Annotated in this window: 22 protein-coding genes and 1 pseudogene; 2 read left to right on the forward strand and 21 right to left on the reverse strand. The window is 62.8% G+C overall.

Features of this window, described 5'->3' with window-relative positions; translation table 11 throughout:
• The first annotated feature begins 227 nt into the window (after positions 1 to 227).
• Entirely contained in the window at positions 228 to 995 is a 768-nt protein-coding gene (locus ACZI8W_RS24455) for a FadR/GntR family transcriptional regulator (RefSeq protein ID WP_463371126.1), read from the forward strand.
• Between the two features lie 105 nt (positions 996 to 1,100).
• Here ACZI8W_RS24455 and ACZI8W_RS24460 read toward each other — a convergent pair whose 3' ends face one another.
• From ACZI8W_RS24460 to ACZI8W_RS24555, 20 genes and pseudogenes are all read right to left on the reverse strand, one after another.
• Positions 1,101 to 2,234, reverse strand: coding sequence for an acyl-CoA dehydrogenase family protein (locus tag ACZI8W_RS24460; protein WP_463371127.1), 1,134 nt, complete (start codon positions 2,232 to 2,234; stop codon positions 1,101 to 1,103).
• A 62-nt stretch (positions 2,235 to 2,296) separates the two neighbouring features.
• Positions 2,297 to 3,493 (reverse strand): acyl-CoA dehydrogenase family protein, encoded by a 1,197-nt coding sequence (locus ACZI8W_RS24465; RefSeq protein WP_463371128.1) that lies wholly within the window; start codon positions 3,491 to 3,493, stop codon positions 2,297 to 2,299.
• Positions 3,490 to 4,389, reverse strand: a complete 900-nt coding sequence (locus tag ACZI8W_RS24470; protein ID WP_463371129.1) for an enoyl-CoA hydratase — start codon at positions 4,387 to 4,389, stop codon at positions 3,490 to 3,492. The genes ACZI8W_RS24465 and ACZI8W_RS24470 overlap by 4 nt, the downstream gene beginning before the upstream one ends.
• A gap of 51 nt (positions 4,390 to 4,440) precedes the next feature.
• The gene (locus ACZI8W_RS24475) at positions 4,441 to 6,564 is read right to left on the reverse strand and encodes an acetate--CoA ligase family protein (RefSeq protein ID WP_463371130.1); all 2,124 of its coding nucleotides are present in this window, start codon (positions 6,562 to 6,564) and stop codon (positions 4,441 to 4,443) included.
• A 123-nt stretch (positions 6,565 to 6,687) separates the two neighbouring features.
• Positions 6,688 to 6,849 carry a hypothetical protein gene (locus tag ACZI8W_RS24480; protein ID WP_463371206.1) on the reverse strand — a complete coding sequence of 54 codons (162 nt, stop codon included), beginning with the start codon at positions 6,847 to 6,849 and terminating at the stop codon, positions 6,688 to 6,690.
• Positions 6,818 to 6,988 carry a hypothetical protein gene (locus ACZI8W_RS24485; RefSeq protein ID WP_463371131.1) on the reverse strand — a complete coding sequence of 57 codons (171 nt, stop codon included), beginning with the start codon at positions 6,986 to 6,988 and terminating at the stop codon, positions 6,818 to 6,820. Before ACZI8W_RS24485 ends, ACZI8W_RS24480 begins: the two co-directional genes overlap by 32 nt.
• Before the next feature lie 13 nt (positions 6,989 to 7,001).
• Positions 7,002 to 7,340: a tyrosine-protein phosphatase gene (locus ACZI8W_RS24490; protein WP_463371132.1), complete on the reverse strand. Its 339-nt coding sequence runs from the start codon at positions 7,338 to 7,340 to the stop codon at positions 7,002 to 7,004.
• A 2-nt stretch (positions 7,341 to 7,342) separates the two neighbouring features.
• Positions 7,343 to 7,483, reverse strand: coding sequence for a hypothetical protein (locus ACZI8W_RS24495; protein WP_463371133.1), 141 nt, complete (start codon positions 7,481 to 7,483; stop codon positions 7,343 to 7,345).
• Positions 7,484 to 8,314: a mycofactocin-coupled SDR family oxidoreductase gene (locus ACZI8W_RS24500; protein ID WP_463371134.1), complete on the reverse strand. Its 831-nt coding sequence runs from the start codon at positions 8,312 to 8,314 to the stop codon at positions 7,484 to 7,486.
• A gap of 76 nt (positions 8,315 to 8,390) precedes the next feature.
• Positions 8,391 to 9,491, reverse strand: coding sequence for a phosphotransferase (locus tag ACZI8W_RS24505; protein WP_463371135.1), 1,101 nt, complete (start codon positions 9,489 to 9,491; stop codon positions 8,391 to 8,393).
• A gap of 58 nt (positions 9,492 to 9,549) precedes the next feature.
• A complete protein-coding gene (locus tag ACZI8W_RS24510) occupies positions 9,550 to 10,488 on the reverse strand; it encodes a TIGR03619 family F420-dependent LLM class oxidoreductase (protein ID WP_463371136.1) in 939 nt (312 codons plus the stop codon).
• A gap of 237 nt (positions 10,489 to 10,725) precedes the next feature.
• Positions 10,726 to 11,037 carry a putative quinol monooxygenase gene (locus ACZI8W_RS24515; RefSeq protein WP_463371137.1) on the reverse strand — a complete coding sequence of 104 codons (312 nt, stop codon included), beginning with the start codon at positions 11,035 to 11,037 and terminating at the stop codon, positions 10,726 to 10,728.
• A 26-nt stretch (positions 11,038 to 11,063) separates the two neighbouring features.
• Positions 11,064 to 12,536, reverse strand: a complete 1,473-nt coding sequence (locus ACZI8W_RS24520) for an aldehyde dehydrogenase family protein (RefSeq protein ID WP_463371138.1) — start codon at positions 12,534 to 12,536, stop codon at positions 11,064 to 11,066.
• A gap of 100 nt (positions 12,537 to 12,636) precedes the next feature.
• On the reverse strand, positions 12,637 to 12,831 hold the full coding sequence (locus ACZI8W_RS24525) for a ferredoxin (protein ID WP_463371139.1): 195 nt from the start codon (positions 12,829 to 12,831) through the stop codon (positions 12,637 to 12,639).
• Between the two features lie 3 nt (positions 12,832 to 12,834).
• Positions 12,835 to 14,019, reverse strand: a complete 1,185-nt coding sequence (locus ACZI8W_RS24530; RefSeq protein ID WP_463371140.1) for a cytochrome P450 — start codon at positions 14,017 to 14,019, stop codon at positions 12,835 to 12,837.
• A 68-nt stretch (positions 14,020 to 14,087) separates the two neighbouring features.
• Positions 14,088 to 15,665 (reverse strand): FAD-dependent oxidoreductase, encoded by a 1,578-nt coding sequence (locus ACZI8W_RS24535; RefSeq protein ID WP_463371205.1) that lies wholly within the window; start codon positions 15,663 to 15,665, stop codon positions 14,088 to 14,090.
• A 399-nt stretch (positions 15,666 to 16,064) separates the two neighbouring features.
• Positions 16,065 to 16,350: pseudogene (locus ACZI8W_RS24540) on the reverse strand (acyl-CoA dehydrogenase family protein); the annotation flags it as partial.
• 174 nt (positions 16,351 to 16,524) lie between these two features.
• Entirely contained in the window at positions 16,525 to 16,710 is a 186-nt protein-coding gene (locus ACZI8W_RS24545; protein ID WP_463371207.1) for a hypothetical protein, read from the reverse strand.
• The gene (locus ACZI8W_RS24550) at positions 16,707 to 16,862 is read right to left on the reverse strand and encodes a hypothetical protein (RefSeq protein WP_463371141.1); all 156 of its coding nucleotides are present in this window, start codon (positions 16,860 to 16,862) and stop codon (positions 16,707 to 16,709) included. Before ACZI8W_RS24550 ends, ACZI8W_RS24545 begins: the two co-directional genes overlap by 4 nt.
• An 81-nt stretch (positions 16,863 to 16,943) precedes the next feature.
• Positions 16,944 to 18,419 (reverse strand): FAD-dependent oxidoreductase, encoded by a 1,476-nt coding sequence (locus tag ACZI8W_RS24555; RefSeq protein WP_463371142.1) that lies wholly within the window; start codon positions 18,417 to 18,419, stop codon positions 16,944 to 16,946.
• Between the two features lie 371 nt (positions 18,420 to 18,790).
• On the opposite strand from ACZI8W_RS24555, the gene ACZI8W_RS24560 reads away from it, so the two are divergent.
• Positions 18,791 to 19,714 carry a helix-turn-helix domain-containing protein gene (locus ACZI8W_RS24560; protein ID WP_463371143.1) on the forward strand — a complete coding sequence of 308 codons (924 nt, stop codon included), beginning with the start codon at positions 18,791 to 18,793 and terminating at the stop codon, positions 19,712 to 19,714.
• Here ACZI8W_RS24560 and ACZI8W_RS24565 read toward each other — a convergent pair.
• The gene (locus ACZI8W_RS24565) at positions 19,630 to 20,565 is read right to left on the reverse strand and encodes a DUF3024 domain-containing protein (protein ID WP_463371144.1); all 936 of its coding nucleotides are present in this window, start codon (positions 20,563 to 20,565) and stop codon (positions 19,630 to 19,632) included. The two genes, ACZI8W_RS24560 and ACZI8W_RS24565, sit on opposite strands and share 85 nt — an antisense overlap.
• Positions 20,566 to 20,606 lie beyond the last annotated feature (41 nt).

Raw genomic sequence — 20,606 nt, forward strand, 5'->3', positions numbered from 1 at the left:
CACAATGCCGCGTTGATCTGTCTGGCACGCCGTCGCTGCGACGTCCTCTACGCCATGCTGAAGAACAAGACCTTCTACCGCACACCCGATGCTGCCGCCGCTTGACAAAACCATAGGGACACCCCCCCGCAGAACCAGGCAAACACGAAACCGTGGCGAAGATAACGCGACAGCGCCACCGCGACCCTGGTATTATTGGCATGATTATCGGACCGAAATGGAGTCGAATGACCACCACGCCGCCCGCTCGCACGGCCAGAGACGCGATCACACTGTCGCCCATGGCCGCGCCGAAGGCCTCCGACGTTTTGGCCAACGAACTCCGGGAGCGAATCCTGAGCGGCGAATTCGCTGAAGGCACGGTCTTGCCGCCAGAACGCGAACTCGTGACGCAGACGCAAATGAGCCGCACGACAGTCCGAGAAGCTCTGCGTATCCTCGAAGTCCAGGGATTGGTCAAGATAAAGTCGGGGCGGGCCGGAGGAGCCTTTGTACGCAGCCCCGGTGAGGAGTCGGTAGCAAACTCGATCAGCTTGGTGATCCGTGGGCAGCGGATCGACGTCAAAGACCTCCTGGACACTCGCGAGGCCATCGAGCCCGGCTGCGCCCGACTTGCTGCCGGCAATCGGACCGATGCCGATTTGGAGTTCCTGGAACGCACCAACGACGCCATCGACGCCGCCATCGGGAACATGGAGGAATTCCTCCGACTCAATGTGGAATGGCATGTGGCAGTAGCAATTGCCAGTCACAACGAGATCCTCACAGGCATGATGCGGGCCCTGTCGCAGGCGATCCATTCCGCGACCGAGAACGAAGAGTTCGTCGACGTCGAGGTCATGAGGGCCTCCGCTGCCGCACACCGTCGGATCACCGAGGCGATCCGCAACCATGACTCGGCTGCAGCCGTCCGGAGAATGAGCCGTCACATGCACACCTACGCGGAGCAACTCCTGGGTAGTCACACCGACTCGGAGACCGCGAAGACCATCTGACAGAGGCGCGGCCGTCACATTGGCAGCCACTCCGCTGTTGTCGTTTTGCCTCTTCGCGTGTTCGGTCGACCGGCGGCCCGCGTGTGACCGACACGCCCGGATAGCTTACGAAGTCGCGATGAGCTTAGCCACGAGCGCTTCTCGATGCTCGTGCGGCCGCCCGAGGAACAATTCATCACTCTTGGCTCGACGAAAGTACAGGTGTGCAGCGTGTTCCCAGGTGAATCCGATTCCACCGTGGATCTGAATTGTCTCGGCCGCGATCCGGAAATATGCCTCGGAGCAGAACGCTTTGGCGAGATTCACCAGTTGCGGGGCGTCCTGCGCATCCTCGACGATCCGGCGGGTTGCCTTGTCGAGTGCTGCCTTCATCCGCTCCAAATCGAAAACCATATCTGCCAGCTTGTGTTTGATCGCTTGGAAGCTACCGATCTGACGACCGAACTGATAGCGCGTCAGCGCGTAGTCGACTGAAGCTGCCATCTGGTGATCGGCTCCACCTGTCTGTTCGGCAACCACTGCCAACGTCGCCAGCAGGAGAGCCTGGTCGACTGCTGATCGACTCGCGCCTGGATCGCCGACGAGACGTGCGGGTGCGTCGGAGAACCTGACATCCGACTGCCGTCTCGTAAGATCGAGAACGTTGAGCGACTCCGCGTCGACTCCCTCAGACGTCGCATCGACCGCAAAGACGGTGACCCCGCCATTGTCGTCTACCACTGGTACGAGAAACACATCCGCAGCAACTCCGTCGAGCACGTGGTGCGCAACTCCGCCCACCGTCCACTGGCCTTCTTTGAGTTCCGCTGTGACCGAGACGCGCTCAGCATCGAAATGCCCCGGGTGCTCGCCCAGGGCGACAGCGATGATGCTCCGTCCTTCGGCAACTGCAGGGAGGTACTCGGCGGAAGCAGAATCGTCACCTATCTCGTTGAGCAGGGCAACGGCAAGGGTGGCGGTAGACAGGAAGGGCGACGGCGTCAGCGCGCGACCCAGTTCTTCATGGACGACCAGCACTTCTTCGATTGTGGCGCCCGCACCGTCGAACTGCTCCGGCACCAGCAGACCCTGCAGTCCGATCTGCTGTGCGAGATCCGTCCAGAGTTGCGTGTCATACCCAGCACGGGAGTCGATCGCGCGTCGTAGATCTGCTTCTGAACTTCGCTTTTCGAGAATGCTACGGACCGAGTCGCGGAGCGCAGCGCGCTCGGGCGACTCAACATCGGGGATAAACGACACGACAGACCTCTGGTTCGATGGGTGGGGGAAGGTTGTTCGTCCGGGGTGAGGGCCACGAACTCTCAGGAACTCTCGGGGCTCGCGCCCGTCTTCGTCTGCTTGAACGGAACGTCCTTGTCCGGCCGTTCTTCTCGGGGCATTCCGAGCACGCGTTCGGCGATGACGTTCTTCTGGATCTCCGTGGTGCCGCCGGCGATTGCCTTCATCGGGAATGAGAGGAGCATCTTGCCGTAGCGGTCTGCACTCGATCCCTCGCGCCATGCACTCGCCTCGAGCCCCGCGATGGACATACCGGCCTCGGCCACGGAACGAGCCGCGGTCGCGGTACCCACCTTCGCAATCGATCCTACGGGACCCATTCTCTGCTTCGACGCCGCAGCACGTCGGATTCGTTCGCCGAGAAAGTCGAGCAAACGCTGCTGGATGTAAACTTCACTCAGCTGGTGGCGCACGTCGGGGACATCGAGGATGTCCGCGTCCCGGGCATATTCGAGCATCCCACCGAATGAATCGCGATCCATCCGCGATCCGGTAGTTCCCGTGCTGAGCGCCATCCGTTCGTGGTGCAGCATTCGAGTTTGTAGCGCCCAGCCGTCGTTGAATTCTCCGACCAGATTGGTCACCGGTTCACGGTGGTCATCGATGAATACCTCGTTGAAGAGCGCCCGCCCTGTCATCTCGCGGAGGGGCCGGACGTCGATGCCTTTACCCTTCAGGTCGACAATGAGCATGCTCATCCCCTTGTACTTCGGAAGCGAGGCGTCGGTGCGGACCAGAGCAAGCGCGTAGTGCGCGTTCAATGCGTCCGACGTCCACACCTTCTGGCCGTTCACGACGAACTCGTCACCGTCCCGGTCTGCGCGGGTCGTGACGCCTGCTAGGTCCGATCCCGCTCCAGGCTCGGAGAGTAACTGACCCCAGATTTCGTCGCCGCGGAGCATCCGCGGAATATGATGCGATTTCTGCTCCTCGGAGCCTGCCTCGAGAATCAGCGGAGCGCAAATCCCGATGGTCACGATCCAATTGCGGAAGGCCCAACTGTACTTCTTGAACTCGTCGTTGAAAACCGTCTGGTACTCGGAGTCCAGACCACGTCCGCCGTATTCCGTCGGCCACGTCGCGCCGAGAAATCCCGCGTCGTAGAGGGCGGCCTGATAGCGGAAAGCCGCTTGATCGATGTACTTCTCACCCTGCGAGGTGTCGATCGTGTTCTCGAACCAGTTTCGCAGGTCCTGCCGGAACTTGTCGGGAGTCGTCATGGCTTGCTCTTCTCGCTCGGACGGATCGGGGGCGCTTCCTTCCAGTTCATTCCACCCAGTCTGCGTGTCTGCGCATACGTCTTTCCCTCGGACAGGATCGCCCAGTGCGAATGGTTGAGCTCGTGGAGTGTGAAGGCGGCCTGGAGAGCGTTGTGGAACCCCTGGTTGTCCTGCGTCTGGTTGACCGCCTCCTTGATCATCAGCGACGTCGCGCTGGCCCGTTCGGAAATCCGTCGTGCGAATGCGATCGTGTCCTCCCGCAATCGTTCTGGTTCGAACACACGACTGACCATGCCGATCCGGTACGCCTCGTCCGCGTCGATGGAGTCACCGGTGAGCAGCAGCTCCTTTGTCCGACGCGCACCGAGTTCCCAAGGGTGCGCGAAGTACTCGACACCGCACATTCCCAATCGTGCGCCAACGACGTCGGCGAATGTCGTGTCGGTGTCGGCGACGATGAGATCGCACGACCAGGTCAGCATCAGTGCGGCCGCGTAGACCGGGCCATGCACGGATGCGATGGTGATCTTGCGCAGATCTCGCCAACGACGTGTGTATTCGAAGAAGTACTTCCATTCCTGGCGCCACAGGAACTCCGAGCCGCTCTTCGTCCCGCCGTCTGTCCGGAACGAGATGTGCTGTTCAGGTCCGGGAGTGTATTCCTTCACATAGTCGGAGGACCCCAGGTCATGGCCTGACGAGAACACCTCACCCTCGCCACGCAAGACCACGACCCGTACGGTGTCATCCGACTCCGCCGCCATGTATGCGTCATTCAGTTCGACCAGCAGTCCGCGGTTCTGCGCATTGCGTTGTTTCGGCCGGTTCAACGAGATCACGGCGATGACACCGTCATCGATTGTCTCGTAAGTGATGTACTTGTACTCCGATGCCATGGTCTCGGCCTTTCGAGCGCGGTTGTCAGCAGTTCGACGGGATGAACAAGGTTATGTCACGACAAGCGCGTCGAGGGCGACGACGCCGTCTCCCTCTGGCAGCACGACCAGTGGATTGATGTCCAGTTCGGTGATGACGTCACGATAATCTATGGCGAGCTGTCCTAGCCGGACGAGAGTGTCGACCAGAGCGTCTCCGTCCAGGCGCGGCTTCCCGCGTGCGCCGCCCAGTATTGCCGCCGATCGGAGCCCCTCGACAGCGGTTGCGGCCTCCGAGCGGGTAAACGGCGGTACCAACAGCGCAGTGTCCTTGAACGCTTCGACGAAAATGCCGCCGAGGCCGACCAGCACCGCTGGGCCGAGGCTCGGGTCGGACACGATGCCGACGATGAACTCGAATCCCCCGGACACCTGTTGACTGACGATGACACCGTCGATGTCCGCTTGCGCGTTGTAGTTTCGTGCGTTGGCCACGATCTTATCAAATGTCGCGGCAGCCTCGTCGGGAGAGGCCACGCCGGTCACTACGCCTCCAGCCTCGGATTTGTGTGTGATCTGCGGCGAGACGATCTTCATCACCACGGGGAAGCCAATGGACTCGGCGAACTTGGCAGCTTCGTCGGGCGTCGTTGCGACTGCATCTTCGGTCACAGCGATACCGTACGCACTCAACAGCTGCTTGCCCTCGGTCTCGGTGAGCCCGCGCGAGCCCAGCGCAGTGGGCACCAAGGATCTATCCACTTCCACGACCTCTGAACGATCCTGCGCGAGCAGGCGCTGTCGCCGGCGTGTGTATTCCACGACGTTTCCCAGGCTGACCACACCAGTCCGCCCCAAGAGGTAATGCGCGCCGTCCGAGGGCTCGTGTCCGAAGACGGAGAGACCTGGCTGGTGGTCCCCGGTGTCGAGGAAGACACCGAACTTGCCCGCCCGGCGTACCGCAGACATGAGGGCGACCTCGTGTGCAGCATTGACTTTCGCGAGACCAGCGCCACCCACCGAACGATTCGGCTGGCCCTGCATCACAACGATGTCGGTGGTGTCGGCTCCGGCGAGGGCTTCGGCTATCGCAGCGAAGTGGATCCCGCCGTCGACGGTCATGTCGAACGGATTGTGGATCACCTCCTGGGGAAGTCCACTGACCTCGGCTAGTTTCGACCGGGTCTTCGCACTGTGATCGACGATCTCGAGCGGTGTCTGGGCGGCCTGATCGGCGAACAGCCCGGAGGCGCCGCCGCTGAAGCCGGCGAAGACCGTCCGGCCGCCTGACGGCCAACCGAGGCGCGCGAGCAATCCTGCCGTCTCGGCGAGTTCTTCTGGGCTGTCCGTGCGGATCACACCGAGTCCGGAGAGGAAGGCGTCGACGATGTCGTCCGACCCGGTGATGGAGCCCGTATGTGCGACTGCGATCCGACTCGCCGCGGCCGACCGACCGAGTTTGAGCACTACAATCGGCTTCCCGACTTCCACAGCGCGTCTTGCAATGTCGGCGAATCGCGCGGGATCGGGGATGCGCTCCATGACCGCCGCCAAGACATTGATCTCGGCTCTCTCAAGGTAGTACTCGAGGTAATCATTGGTGTCGACGACAAGTTCGTTGCCCGTGCTGACCAGGTATCGAAGTGGGATCCCCCGGGCGAATGCCGCGTCTTGGACCGCGCCGCCGAGCTGTCCACTTTGGATCGCAAGACCGATCCGGCCAGCGACCGGCGGGACATCGATCGAGTACCGGGACACGAACGTGCCAGCGTAGTTGTTAAAGCCGTAACAATTCGGCCCGACGAGTGCGATCTCGTTGTCGGCGCAGACCTGCTGGAGTTCGGCGCCCAGCGCCTTACCCTCGGCGCCGGCCTCGGAGAAGCCGGACGCGAGCACCGTCGCCGAACGGACGCCCGCTGCGGCGGCGTCACGCAGAGCGTCCGGGACACGGGTGGCACCGACGAGGATGAGCGCGTGGTCGACCTCGGCCGGGATGGCTTCGACCGACGCGTGGGTGGGCTGTCCGTGGGCCGTATCGCGACGCGGGTTGACCATGTAGAGGTTGCCGCCGAAAGTCCCCTTCTCGAGGATGTTACGGACGAAGCCGCGGGACCACGGCGAGCGGTCGCTGGCCCCGACGACCGCAATGGACGTGGGGTTCAGGAGGCGATGGACTTGGTCAAGGGTGACGGCCATTGCGTACGGATCCCTTTCTCGGACAGCGCGGATGCGCGATTTACCTCGAACGTATCGCGTGGGCGAGCAACCTTCAAGATTTTTGGTCGAATAGTTTTACATTTTTATCGAGAGGTCTCACCATCACCGGCCGGGCCGGACGAGACCACATCTGAGGCGTGCCACCTGAGCACCATCGAGACCTACTCGCCGCAACGCTGCGATTGGATCGCGGTGGTGTTCGGTGAGAGTGTCGATCATCGCCGTCATCGTCTCAGCCTCGGCGCGATACACCGCACCGGTCATACGACCGAGGGTCGGTCGGTACCCAGTGTGCGCGCCACCCGCGGATACAACGCGCCAAGTTGGCATCCGTCAGCGCATACTCGTCGGCCACCGCCGCGGAGCAGGCGCCCAGCGAGAGCAGGATGGTCGTGGCCAACACACCGGTTCGATCCTTACCCGCCGCACAGTGGAAGATAACCCCTGTGCCGGAGTGGGCGACTGTTCAGGCAGAGGACGAGTCGCGCAGCTGCACCCTCGACCAGGTCGGCGTACCACTCGCCAACGCGCCGGCTGTCCAACTCGCCCAAGTGCGCCGCCAGATGCTGCGGGTCGCCGGCAGCTTCGGCGACGAGCGGTATGTGGTGATAGGTGGTGTCGAGAGCGGCCAATGGCCCTCTCCCCGTTCGCTCGACCTCAGGTGCCGACCTGAGATCGATGACCGTTGTCATCCCATTGCCAACGAGTCGCCCGACGAATTCGGGCGATGCCGTCGACAAGTCGTCCGCTCGCATGACTAGGCCCGAACCGACGACTCCCCTTCCACCATCAGACCGCCGAGGACTCGCACATTGACCGGGTCCGGCCATTCGTGCTGCGCGTCGCGCTTCGCCGGACCTGCACCGGTCTCGGCGCCGCGCTCTCCGATCGCACCCACCTATAGCACCAGCGCCCCGGCGTCGACCGGCAACGCCACACCCGTGACGTAGCGGGCTTCATCTGATGCAAGCCACGCCACTGCATTGCTGATGTCACTGGGCGCCAGGATTCCGTTCTCGACCGGTAGCGCGTTCTTCTGCGACTCGCCCAGATCCGGGTACTTCTCGAACACCTGGCCGATCTGCTCGTTGTCGATCATCGGCGTGAAAACCCCGGACGGATGCACGGTGTTCACCCGGATACCGAATTCGGAGAGTTCGCGTGCGAACACCCGCATCAGACCGACGACGCCGTGCTTCGATGCCGTGTACCCCTCGGCAGCTGCCATCATGTCGACTCCGAATGCCTTCAAACCCGCCACCGAGCTCACGAGAATGATCGATCCGCCACGCCCACCTCCGACCATCAGGTTGGTTGCCGCGCGCACGGTGTTCCATGCGCCGGTGAGGTTGACGTCGACCACGTCGCGGAATACCTGATCCGGGTCGGCCTCGTGCACAGCCAACGGCGCGATTCCGGCGTTGGCGACCACGATGTCGATCCGATCGCCGAGGTCCGCGGCAGCATCGAGTACTGCCGCCTTCAGCTTCGCGCTGTCGCGGATATCGACTTCGAGAGCCTTCACTTTCCGACCGAGGGACTCGATCTCAGCGACCGTTTCGGCCAGATCAGCACTGGTGGCCATGGGATAAGACACGGTATCGATCTGACCGCAAAGGTCTACCACGATGACGTCCGCCCCCTCCGAGGCAAGACGCACCGCATGCGAACGGCCCTGACCTCGTGCCGCTCCGGTCACCAGCGCGACTTTTCCGTCCAGCTGACCCATCAGATCTCCTTCGAAGTTGAGTGCATTTACTTTCGTGGCAACGTCTTTCGACCACAGTTAGCTGACGGTGAGATCATCAGACTCTCGGGTCATTTCGGATGAGCTCGATCAGATCGTGGTCGGCGATGGCATCAACGTGACGCTCGGTCATAGCGGCGACACGGGCCGGGTTCTGCATCTGCGGATCGACCATGGCCCAGCCGAACCCATGAAGGTGGTGGAGCCGGAAATCAATCCACGCTTGCTCAGGGTCGAGATCGATTCCACGCGAGGAGAGTTCGGACAAGTAGTGGGTCAGGAGTGAGCGCTCGTGAGCCCGGCGGTCCTCGACCGCCAGAGCGCCGCCGACCAGGTATGACGCGTCGTCGACCCCTGGTCCCGAATACGCACTCTGCCAATCAATTACAATCGGATTTCCAGATTCGTCGAAATAGGCATTTCCCAGGTGCGGATCACCGTGACAGACAGTGGTCTCGCCCATCGCGTCTTGCACTCGCCACAGCGCATCAAGAGCCGTGCGCATAGCGTCGCGATCCTGCATCGAGACCGGCAGCTGAGGGGCCAGAGGACTCGAGAAGTGCGAGTCCCAGTAGTCGACGCTGAATGTGACCTCAGTAAACTCCCGCAGAGGATTCGAGGTGCCAATCCATGGGAAACGTGCAGCGTTGTTCCACGTGGCTCCGTGTAGGTTCGCCAAGACCGAGAGTGCGGCGGCCACCTCGTCGACTGACCAAGGTACCTGGACATCGCCGAACCTGACTCCCCGCGCCGTCAGGTCCTCCAAGACCAGGATTCCCTGGTTCTGCTTCACATTCGTTCGCGCATAGTAGACCACAGGAAGGGGGATGCCGAGTTTGGGAGCTATGAGGCCATAGAACTCGGCCTCACGGCGGTCTGCGCTACCGAGGTTCAGCTCACGCAGAGCATGGTTGAAAGCTCCCTTCACACAGACCCGATCTGGAGCTGAGGGAGGACGGGCATTACCCGCGTAGACCAGCTCGAAGATGTACTTGTCCGACGTCCCGGAAATGGTTTGTACAACTTCCGCGGAGTCGATCACCACACCTGGATAGGCGTCCTGGAGTGCCTCGGTCATCCAGGCGGCGGTCAGATCGCTCGATGAGGTCGGCAAATCATAGTCGACGTGGACTCTGTCGTCGTTTCGCACAGCACTCATGACATCCTCAACTCTTCTGGAGGCGGGTTAGGATCGCCTTCTCTCGCGCTGCCCTCGTTCAGACCAGAGAGTCCGCGAGGTGTGTGGCCTTGGCGAATGTTTCGAGCGCCTCGATGTGCTGCTCCGGAGTGGCGAAATTGTTCTTGCGCTGATTAGGATCGCCGTTGGCGAGGTCCATCGTCTGGATTGCGAGGTGAGTCCCGCCGTGGTTGGACCAGTCGCTGATGCTCTGGACCCACGACTCCTCACCGTCAGCGAAATCGACAAGCGCGAGGTGCTTGAAGCCGTCGGCCTGGTCTCGACCCTCTGCAGCCAGGCACTGCTGGACGCCGGACAGCATCTGCATCGTTTCCGGCCGTGTGGGAGAGGTGACATAAATGAATCCGGTGCCGTGTTTCGCGCCCCGCATGAACGCCTTCGGCGACATGCCTCCGAACCACACCGGCACGGACACGTGAGGCTTCGGGTTCATGGACACCGGCGGAATGGAGTGGAACTCCGTGTCGACCTCAACCACCTCGTCCTCGAGGAGTGCTTGGATGACCGCGAGTTGATCGTCCAATCGGGCACCGCGATTCGACAACGACATGCCCATGGACTGGTACTCGTTTGCGTTCCATCCTACAGCCAGACCGAGGTTGAAACGACCACCGGAGAGGATTTGTAGTTCGGCGATCTGCTTGGCAAGCAGGGTCGTCTGTCGCTGAGGTGCCACGATGACACCCGTGAGCAACTCGATCGATGACGTGACCGCACTGAGGTAAGCGAAGGTCGTCAACGGTTCGTGGAACTCTGCTTTGACGTCGAACTGCACCGGGTCACCGTCGACGGGAGCCGCGTCGGTGACGACATGGTCGTAGCAGATGATGTGCTCATAGCCCAGGGATTCCGCGGTCTGAGCGTACTCGCGGATCGCGCCCGGGTCTCGCCCGATGCCGTAGGACGGGAATACGGTACTGAGCCCGAGAGGGGCCTGAGCTTGGTTGACGTTGGACATGGCTTTCTCCGCTTCGAGTGACTTCGATGGTGAATACGCCTGCTGCGAGAATGCGCCGACTATCCGCAGACTTCGCCCCAGACGTCTCCGTCCCCAGTCAGCAGAGTCACTATCTACCTGCGCAAACCACAACAGATTCTGAATATCTTGAGATCTGAATTTCCTTGGCCGACCGATGATGTCTCGGTCCCTGAAGGGAGGGGGCGATGAGTCGCAGACGCCCCCTCCCACAACCGACTAGATGTCGCCCAGGACGCGTCCGCTGACCGCGGAAGGCGGCCCTTCCTGCAGTTCGGCAAGCTCGACGAGGGCTGCGGCGCCGTCACCTGCCCGGAACTGCTGATACTGGGTGAGCGACTCGGGATTCTGCCACCGTTCGAGCAAGTGAACGCGATCACTGTCACCGGCGTCGTCGAGAAGCTCGACCGAAATACAACCCTCGAAGCCGCGGGTCTCGACCAAGATGTTCGACAACAGTTTGAGGCCTGAATCTTTCGATCCAGGTTTGAGCTGCACCGTCAAGAGAGTCACAATCACTTTGTCTGGCACTTTCTTCTCCTCATTCATAGAATCACTCACAGCTGTGCAACTACTTCCTTGGAATGGGTGAAGCCCAGCACCGCGAGATGCCCGTGGTCGTAGCCCCAACCCGACTGCTTGACACCACCGATGCTCAGGCTGAAGTCCGAGGTGTGCCACGTGTTGATCCAGACGATGCCCGCTTCGAGTCGCTTCGCGAAGCGGTGGGCGCGGCTCAGGTCGCTGGTCCACACACCTGCCGCCAGGCCGTACTTGTTGTCGTTGGCCTGTGCGAGGACGGCATCGTCGTCGTCGAAGGGAATGACGGTAACCACGGGCCCGAAGACCTCTTCGTCGACGATTCGGCTCTTGACACCGGCGTTTGTTACGATCGTTGGCTCGACGAAAGTCCCGTTCGCGCCAATGGATCCTCCAGTGACGATCGAGGCCCCCTCAGCAGCGGCCTCTGTGATGAAGCCGTGCACACGCTCAGCCTGTTTGGTCGAGACCAGTGGTCCGAGAGTGGTTGCGGAGTCGAGAGTGTCACCGGCAACCAAACCGGAAGCCTGCGCGCTCAGGCCCGAGACGACATCGTCATAGACCGAGCTGTGGACGAACAGGCGTGAACCCGCGACGCAGACCTGCCCGGAATTCGCGAAGATCCCCATCGCCGATCCGGCGATCGCGGCGTCGAGGTCGGCGTCGGCGAAGATGATGTTCGCGCTCTTCCCGCCCAGCTCCAGTGTGAGCTTCTTGAGGTTGCCGGTGGCGGCGTGAGTGATTGCTTTGCCAACTTCCGTCGAGCCGGTGAACGACACCTTGTCGACGTCGTCGTGCGCGGCCAAGGCGGCGCCCGCCTCGGAGCCGTAGCCGGTGACGACATTGACGACACCCGGCGGGAATCCGGCTTCGAGCGCGAGCTCACCGAGTCGGAGCGCGCTGAGCGGCGTGAGTTCGGCCGGTTTTAGCACGACTGTGTTGCCTGCGGCGAGAGCCGGAGCGAGCTTGTAGGCCGCCTCGAATACCGGGTAGTTCCACGGCACGATCAGGCCGACGACGCCGAGTGGCTGACGCAGGCTGTACGAGTGGAACTCCTGCCCTGGAATCGACAACTCGCGCGTTGTACCGGTGATCTTGGTTGCCCAGCCGGCGTGGTACTCGATGATTGCGGCAACCCCAGGAGTCTCGGCGCTGGCGAGGCTGATTGGTTTGCCGACGTCAAGACTCTCCAATTGCGCGAGTTCGGCGGAATGCTCAGCAACCAGGGCGGCCAGCCGATTGAGCAGGTACCCACGCTCGAAGGGCGTCGTCTTCGACCACACTTCTTTGTACGTGCGCCGAGCGAACCGCACGGCTTTGTCGACGTCTGCTGCGGTGCCGGCAGGTGCTCGCGTGATCACCTGTCCGGTATGCGGATTGACGGTCTCGACCCACTCGCCGTTGGACGAATCGAGCCACTCGTCACCGATCAGCTGCTGCCGATCTCTGCTGATGAACTTCTCTACCTCGGGAAGCAATTTGTCGGTCACGGAAGAAGTACCTTTCTGTTTACGGCGCCACTGCCGTCTCGAGCCCGCGTGGTCGATCACCCGTGGGCGTACAGCTGTTTCGAACCGGCCTGCAGGACGCCTACTGGGTGAGGCTGATAGCTGCCTCCGGACAGCTCAGCTCTGCTTCCTTCGCGTCGGTCTCCTCGGCCGAGCCCTCCGGTTGCTTCAGGACCGATGCCACTCCGTCGTCATCGACGTCGAAGAGATCGGGTGCCAGCACCACGCACCGGGCATGGCCCTGGCAACGTTTCGTGTCGAGTTCGATCGAAGCCATGGATCAGTCAACTCGATCGAATTCGACAGAAATGGCGCCCAGCGTGTTGATGAAGCCCGGCATCCATGTGACCTCGGCGTCTGGAGCCAACCGCAAGTTCTTCACACGGCGTAGCAATTCATCGAAGGCAACTTCGATCTGAAGCCGGGCCATGTTGGAGCCAAGGCACCGGTGTACCCCGAGACCGAAGGTCATGTGGCCGCCTCGGATCTCGTCGAAGTCGAGACACTCGGGATCATGGAACTGTTCGCTGTCCCGATTGGCGGAGTCGAGGCGCACCTGGACCCGATCACCCTTCTTCAGTTTCGTCCCGTTGATCTCCGTGTCTTCGAGAACGAGTCGTCCCTGCCCACCGATCGGGGTGTCGAGCCGCAGAAGCTCATCGAGATCGCGCCGAATCCAGCTGGGATCACGCAGGCGATCCTCGAGACCTTCGTTCTCGGTCATCCGATAGACGATGTTTCCGATCGAGGCCCGAGTCGTATCCAGTCCACCGAGTAAGACGATCGCGAGCGCACCGATGAGCTCCTCGTCAGTGATCGGACGTCCCTGGATCTCCAAAGACATCAGGCGTCCCACCAGACCGTCTTCGGCAGCCCCGTGCTCCTTAACCTTCGCGAGGTAAGCCTGAGCAGTCGCGAACAAGCCTTGGAATGCCTCGGGGGTCGGATTCTGAGCCAATTGCGCCGACGTAGCACGAGCTCCGTCGAGTTCATCGGAATCGAACTCGCTGAAGACCACCGCCGCGATGATGTCGGCGACATAAGGCCCGGAGAACTGCGAAAGGACTTCAAACTTGTCGTCCCCGATGAAAGCGTCGATGAGCCTACCCGCAGACTCGCGCATCTCAGGCTCGAACTTCTTCAATGCGTTCCGAGAGAAGAACGGATTCAATACCTTTCGATAGTCGCCGTGCTCCGGCGGGTCGATGTCGATCGGGGGGAGATTCACTCCGGAGGAGATCAGTGCAGCTTCAGTCGACGAGAACAGCTCGGGATGCTCGAGAACGTAACGCACGTCTTGATAGCGGGTGACGATGTTCCAGCCACCATTGGCCTCCGAGTGGATGACCGGGCACTTGGCTCGCGCGGTATCGAAAAGTTCCCATTTCTTGGCCCGCTTCTCCGGGTCGAGGATGTCGAAGTTCTTCAACGCCTCGATGTTGGTCTGATCTTGGTCGGTGCTCACCGAGTTTCCTCCATGTCTTGGGGCTGTTTGATTGCCTCACACTGATCAGATCTATTGCGTGATACCGATCAGACTTCAGTTGCGACGTCTCGCATTCGTGAGATGTCTACGAGCTTGACTCTCGGGCGCGACTGAGCTCGCCCCAGGGCGCGCTCCACCGTGTCGATTCGCTCCCATCCTGCACGCGAGATGTGTTGCGGTACAGTGTTATACACACTGTCCGGCGTTGCCAGACGGCCATCGAGATGATCGGCGATCAAGGACGTGACAGTCTCTTCGGCACACAGCCGATTCGATCCGATGACCCCACTGGGCCCCCGCTTGATCCACCCCGTGACGTAGACACCGGCAGCGTCGTGGACACGGCCTGCCCGACTGCGGACGACTCCTCGCGGTTCGTCGAACGCGTACTTGCCGATGGGTGTGCCGAGGTACCCCACTGAGCGCAGCACGAAAGTCGTGTCGATCTTCTCGACCGATTCAGTGGGTACGGCGATCGTGCGACCGTTCGAGCTCTCCTCGACACGATTGATCCGCATGCTCACCCCTTCCACCCGGCCGGAGCCGTGGAGCTGTTCGGGGGATGCGTTGAATTTCAGAACGATCTTGCGATCGTGTTCAGCTACTCGGTCACGCAGATCTGCCAGTACATTCACCTTGAATGCCACTAGGTTGGACATGCCGGAAACGCTCTCGAATGCGTCGTCGTCAGCTTCGACGAGCACATCGAATCCGGGGGCCCGTACAAGCCCAAGGAGCTCTGGAGTGGAGAACGCAGCTTGCGCCGGACCGCGTCGACCGACCACCACCACCTCGCGAACTGCACTCGTCCTAAGCTTGTCGATGGCGTGGTCCGCGATATCGGTGCGCGAGAGGTCGTCCACGGGCGACATCAGAATGCGAGCAGCATCGAGGGCGACGTTGCCGTTTCCGAAGATCACAACCCTCTCGGTATCGAGATCGGGGTCCACGTCAACCGCATCAGGGTGCCCGTTGTACCAGGCGACGAACGACGCCGCTGACATGCAGCCCGACAGATCCTCGCCGGGAATCCCCAGCCGGCGGTCCGTTGTCGCTCCCGTGGCGTAGATGACAGCGTGGTAGCGCTGCACGAGATCCTCATGGGTCAGATCCCGACCGATCTCGATCCCGAGCATTATGCGGAAGCGGGAGTGCCCCATGATCGAGAACAGTTCGGACGTGACTAGTTTTGTCTCTTGGTGGTCGGGCGCCACTCCGTAGCGGATGAGACCTCCGGGCACAGGCAGGCGCTCGTACATATCCACCGTTGCCTCAATACCGGGGCGGGTGAGCAAGTCGCGAGCTGCATAGAGCCCCGCGGGCCCGGACCCGACCACAGCGACGCGAATGGGCGCGGCGCCGGAATTCTCGCCAAATGCGACTGCGGGCTGCTGCGGCGTCGGCGAATAGTCCCGACGGCCATCCTCGAGGTAGTAAGCCTCGTTCAAGGTGGCGTATACCTCATCGCCTTCGTCGAGGTCATAGTCCGGCACAATCGCCTCTACCGGGCATGCGTCCACGCAGGCTCCACAGTCGATGCAGGTCTCTGGGTCGATGTAGAGCATCTCGGTCGAGACGAACGCCAGCTCATCCAGTGTCGGATGAATGCAGTTCACTGGGCACATGGCAGCGCAGCTCGCATCATTACAGCAGTTCTGCGTGATCACGTGACTCACCGACAAAGCCCTTTCGTCGCGGAAACATTTCAGTGCGATCAACCACCCCTGGGTGCGTCGGTCTCGTGATGAGCACAATCGACGCGCTGAGAGGTGAATCACACGCTCCGTGGCAACGCTAACACTTTGGTCTATCCATTTACAATGGTTTGGTCATATGGTCAGTCCTTGATGCAAAGTTCCGACATCCGGCGCAAGGGCGTCCTCTTCTCGACAGGTGGTTCAGCTCGAGTGGTGGACTCGCGCTCGTCGCGGGTGAACGCCGCCACTCGGACCAGCCCGACACGGACAGTCGTACGTGGCCAGACCAGCGCCCCGTGAACGACCCATACCGGCGCGACGAACACCCCGCCCGACGACGACCTCCCTCAATTGCCTTCTTCCCCAGTAAATCTGCACCGCCAAGTTAGCGGCGCTGCCCGCCATCTCGGTGCAGTACAGCTTCGAGCCCGACTGTGCGATCGCCAATCGGCATCTTCCACCCACGCGCGACCGGCGTCACGCACCAGCGCCCGACCCGCCATCACACCGGTCTACTGGTCGGCGACATCGCCTGCACCATCTGGAAATCACCGATCGCAGTGCCGCCCTCGGCCGCGGTCACCGCGCTAGTGACGGACTCGTCGAACGCACGCTATGTCTGCCCGACCCGCCAGCGCCGCGGAGATGGCGGCACCCGCGATCGACTGGGAATATGCGCTGGGAATGGAGTCGTCCGATCCCGGGTTCGATTTCAGCGTGCTCGCGAAGTTCCGGGCACGGGGTTGGCCGGACACAGCCTCGGAGTGCACCCCGGGGCGCCAACGGTTCAGGATCCCGACTCGGACACCCCGGCTGCAACGTGCTGACCCAGTGCTCCAGCAAGGGCGGAAGGTAGGCACCGGTGGACGAGGACGAGATCGGCGCCTCCGTCGTCGAGCGTGACGACGGACCGCGTGCATCGGTCGATGACATGCAGGACGTCGGCGATGCGCTGACCGGCGTCGCGGCTCACAGGGCGACCGCGTCCTCGAGTGCTGACGCTGCAATCGGCCGCTCGAGCAACTGGACCGGAAACACGTCGATGTCGTCGCGGCCGAAGAGTGCGCGGGCCTCTTCCATGACCCCGGACGCCCGCGTGAGCAGGTTCCCATCCGCGCGATCCATCTAGACGAGGATGTCGATGTCGCTGCCGGCCTGCGCAGTGCCACGGGAGAAGGACGATGCCACCGGCACACCGCACCCTACCTACTCACCCGCGGCAGTCACCCCCGCGCGCCGGCCGAAGAAGGTGCCGTCGCCGAGCGATGTACCGCTGATGTAGCCCCACGAGTGAAGACCCGACGTTGCGCGACCGGCCGCGAACAGTCCGGGAATTGTGTTTCCGTCGAGGTTCAGAACGTTGCCGTCGACTGTGGTGTGCAGGCCACCGATCGTGAACACGGCTGCGCCGCCACCATTCTCGGTACCGCCGTCACTCGGTGCCGTCATACCGCGTCGGACGTCGATTGCGGCGAACGGCGACCGCAGCGGACGCAACCAGCGCGCCGCCTTGTGGAAGTACGGGTCTTCGCCGTGTTCGGCGAAGCGGTTGTACTCGCCGACTGTGGTCTGCAATGCACCTTCCGGCATACCGACCTCGCGTTCGAGCTCCTCGAGGGTTTCCGCGACGAAATGCGGTCGCACACCCCACCGTTCGTCGACCGGGATCTCCTCGTACGCTTCCTCGTCGAGGATCACCCACACGCGCAGGCCGTGTTTGAACAGCGCTGCCTGACCGACCAGACCGGGATAGACGTCCTCGTTGATGAACCGTTGACCGACGCTGTTGACAATCATGCCGCGCACCAGCATTCCCGGCACCAGGGAGATCCCGACCTGTCCGGCGGACATGTGTTTGACGGCTGCCCCCGCGGCCTGCGCTATCACGATGCCGCGACCGTCGTCACCGCCGTCGCTGTTGACTCCCAGACCCACAAGCTGCGGCGCGTGCTGCGCCACCATTTCGGCGTTGTCGGCGAAGCCGCCGGTCGTGACGATCACGCCGCGGCGGGCACGGTAGGTGACGACGTCGTTGAAGTGCCGGGCCACCACACCGACGACCCGGTCGCCGTCCATCACCAAACGCAGTGCGCGGGTGTCGGTGCGTACGTCGACACCTGACTTCGCAACGGCCTCACTGAGCACTGCCATGAGTACCTTGCCACCGAAGCCCTCGGAGGTGACGCGGTGTCCGCGCGGGGCCGGTGCGGCGATCTCGCAGAACGGGTAGGAGTTCTCCCCCATCCACATCAAGCCGTCGTCGGTGGGCGGCACCCAGGTCGGCGAGTCCCACAGCGACGGCTTGAAGGGCACACCGTGATCGACGAGCCACTGGTAGTGCGCGAGACTTTCGCGACTGTAGAGGCCCACCTTCTCCTGATCGGCGTCGGGGCCGAGCGCGGCGAGGAGGAACTTCTCCATGTCCTCGGCTGTATCGGTGAAGCCGCACGCCTCCTGGATCGGGGTTCCGCCACCCAGGTACATCTCGCCGCCCGACAGCGCCGACGATCCGCCACCGCCGCTCTGACGCTCGAGCAGCATCACTTCGGCACCCGCGGCGTCCGCCTCCAACGCGGCCGACGCGCCTGCGCATCCGTAGCCGATGATCAGGACGTCGGTCTCGTGGTCGTAGGTCGTGATGTCGGCGGCGTCGATCGGAGTGACGGGCACGCGGGCGCTCATACGGTTCTCCTCTGCACTGTGTTGACCGGCGACACCTGGGCATTTGTGATGCACGTCACCGATCGGTTGGTGTGACGAGGCTAGAACGTGGGTCTGCGGGCACGACAGAGCTCTTCCCGTTCGGCGGGAAACATGAGCTGGCTGTGCCGAGTTCGCACCACCGAGGGTCGTCGCGGCCCTCCGGCGGTTCGCCGTTGACCTGCCGTGCGGCGCGGTGGCAGGATGGCGGGCACTCATCACGCACGCAGGTGATGACCCATATGAAGGTCCGCCGCGAGATTAGGCCCTCGCGACGGACCGGATGTCCGACTATCACAGGAGTCGAACATGCGTCAGCATACCTATGCCCATCTCCGCGTCCAGGCGCTCGCGTGAGCATCGAGGCGCTCAATTGGGCGCTCACCGAAGCTGCGATCCCCTCGCCCACACCCGCCGGGATGCCGTCGGCGCCCGCGTTGACGATGGTGTTGATCGGGCTTGCCAATCATGCGTCGCGCACCGGCGAAGACGCCTATCCGTCCGTGGCGACACTCGCCGCGTATGCGCGGATGAGTGAGCGGCAGGTGCAACGCTGCCTCGCCGCGCTGGTCGAACTGGGACTCATCGCCCTGGGTGATCAGCGCATCGTCGCCGCGAAAATCCCGCGCGCCGACCGTCGCCCGATCAGCTATCACCTGATCATGCACCGACCCGACGAACCGTCACCCCGCCCTGCGCCACGGGGCGACAGGCGCGTCACGCACGGGGCGACGAGCCGTCGCCGACGGGGTGACTCCGGTGTCACCCGAACCGTCCTTGAACCACAAGATGAAACCGCAGCACGTGGCTGCGCGTCACGCAGCGCACCGCGCCGCCGACCGAATCGCAACGACGCGGCGGCGGTCGCACCCACCGACGACGATCTCGCTTCGCTCGCCGAGAGCCTGCGCGCTGCCGGTTTGACGGCCAGCTTCCGCAAACTCGACGCTCGTGGACGATCCGAGGTGGCCGATCTGATCGGCAGATGCGGTGTGGATGCGCTGGTCGCGTCGGCGCGGGCTCAACACCAACCGCACTCCCCCGCCCGGTTCGTGCAGGCGTGGCTCCCGACGTGGCGGGAGTTGCCCGACCGGCCCTCACCTCGACCCAAGTGCAGCGGATGCGACGAGTACGGGTGGCTTCCCGACGACGACCACGGCCGGGCGGTGCGCTGCGGGTGCCGAACGTCGGCTCAGCCCCAGAAGAGGGCTGCCGGGTCGCGGTCGACTTCGGCGAGGAGGTCGTCGACGAACCGGGAGGGTGGCACCTGGTCGTAGCGGTGGAAGTGCAGGTCGCGGTCGCGCCAGTACAGCGTCCACACCTCCTGCTCGTCTGCGTAGTGCAGTCGAGCGACGGGTGCGCGACTCCAGTCCGGGTTCCGGTCCGGTTTCCACGGCGCGCGGTACTCGACGATGGTCAGATGCTCTGCGGTGACGTCACATTCGACACGTACCTGGTCACGAACTCGCTCAGGGACGCGAGCCGCACACCACCGTTGCACGCGTACGACGTCCATCTCGGGTAGACCACGGGGAGGCGTACCGGTCGCGGGATCGGGCAGATCTCGCTGCGCCGCAACCAGCTCGTCGTATGCGGCATCGACGCGTCGGCGGCGCCGCCGGTCGGGTTCGTGGTTCGCCTCGCCGGCGACGAAGTTGATGAGCTCGTCGAAGACGTCGTCGCTCGCCGACAGCACAGTGTGCCCGTCCTCGAATCGAGCGCCGAACACCAGGCGCTCGCAGTCGACGTCGAGCAGGTCGATGTCGCGGAGAACGGTGAGGGTCGCGTCGGACACCACGATCGGGTGTTCGGGCAAGTCCGGGTCCAGACCGATCTCCTGCAGATCGAACGGTGATCCCGCCCAGTTGGAGATGATCCCGTCGTCGCCGCAGGACGAGCAGACCCATTCGATGGGCTGTGCGGGATCGTTGCGGAACACGACGATCCGGCCCGGACACGGGCGGCGCCCCGGGCGTCGACGGCACGGCAGCGCACTGACCCACCGGGTCGTTGCCGCACCCGCCGTGGCGGCACGGACGATGGCCCACGTCTGTTCGGCGAGTCGCCGGGCAGGGCCGGGTGCGTCGTCGGGCAGGTGGAGGACGTGCTCGAGGTCGGTGACATACACGGCGCAACGGTATCGTCCAGATCGAGTGATGCGAGCCGGGT

This window comes from Rhodococcus ruitaii, assembly GCF_055230935.1.

Excerpts from the sequence above, each read along its gene's own strand:
- ACZI8W_RS24455 (WP_463371126.1), top strand. The coding sequence starts at position 228 with ATGACCACCACGCCGCCCGCTCGCACGGCCAGAGACGCGATCACACTG.
- ACZI8W_RS24465 (WP_463371128.1), bottom strand. The coding sequence starts at position 3,493 with ATGACGACTCCCGACAAGTTCCGGCAGGACCTGCGAAACTGGTTCGAG.
- ACZI8W_RS24470 (WP_463371129.1), bottom strand. The coding sequence starts at position 4,389 with ATGGCATCGGAGTACAAGTACATCACTTACGAGACAATCGATGACGGT.
- ACZI8W_RS24475 (WP_463371130.1), bottom strand. The coding sequence starts at position 6,564 with ATGGCCGTCACCCTTGACCAAGTCCATCGCCTCCTGAACCCCACGTCC.
- ACZI8W_RS24480 (WP_463371206.1), bottom strand. The coding sequence starts at position 6,849 with ATGACCGGTGCGGTGTATCGCGCCGAGGCTGAGACGATGACGGCGATG.
- ACZI8W_RS24490 (WP_463371132.1), bottom strand. The coding sequence starts at position 7,340 with ATGCGAGCGGACGACTTGTCGACGGCATCGCCCGAATTCGTCGGGCGA.
- ACZI8W_RS24500 (WP_463371134.1), bottom strand. The coding sequence starts at position 8,314 with ATGGGTCAGCTGGACGGAAAAGTCGCGCTGGTGACCGGAGCGGCACGA.
- ACZI8W_RS24505 (WP_463371135.1), bottom strand. The coding sequence starts at position 9,491 with ATGAGTGCTGTGCGAAACGACGACAGAGTCCACGTCGACTATGATTTG.
- ACZI8W_RS24510 (WP_463371136.1), bottom strand. The coding sequence starts at position 10,488 with ATGTCCAACGTCAACCAAGCTCAGGCCCCTCTCGGGCTCAGTACCGTA.
- ACZI8W_RS24525 (WP_463371139.1), bottom strand. The coding sequence starts at position 12,831 with ATGGCTTCGATCGAACTCGACACGAAACGTTGCCAGGGCCATGCCCGG.
- ACZI8W_RS24535 (WP_463371205.1), bottom strand. The coding sequence starts at position 15,665 with ATGTGCCCAGTGAACTGCATTCATCCGACACTGGATGAGCTGGCGTTC.
- ACZI8W_RS24550 (WP_463371141.1), bottom strand. The coding sequence starts at position 16,862 with ATGGATCGCGCGGATGGGAACCTGCTCACGCGGGCGTCCGGGGTCATG.
- ACZI8W_RS24555 (WP_463371142.1), bottom strand. The coding sequence starts at position 18,419 with ATGAGCGCCCGCGTGCCCGTCACTCCGATCGACGCCGCCGACATCACG.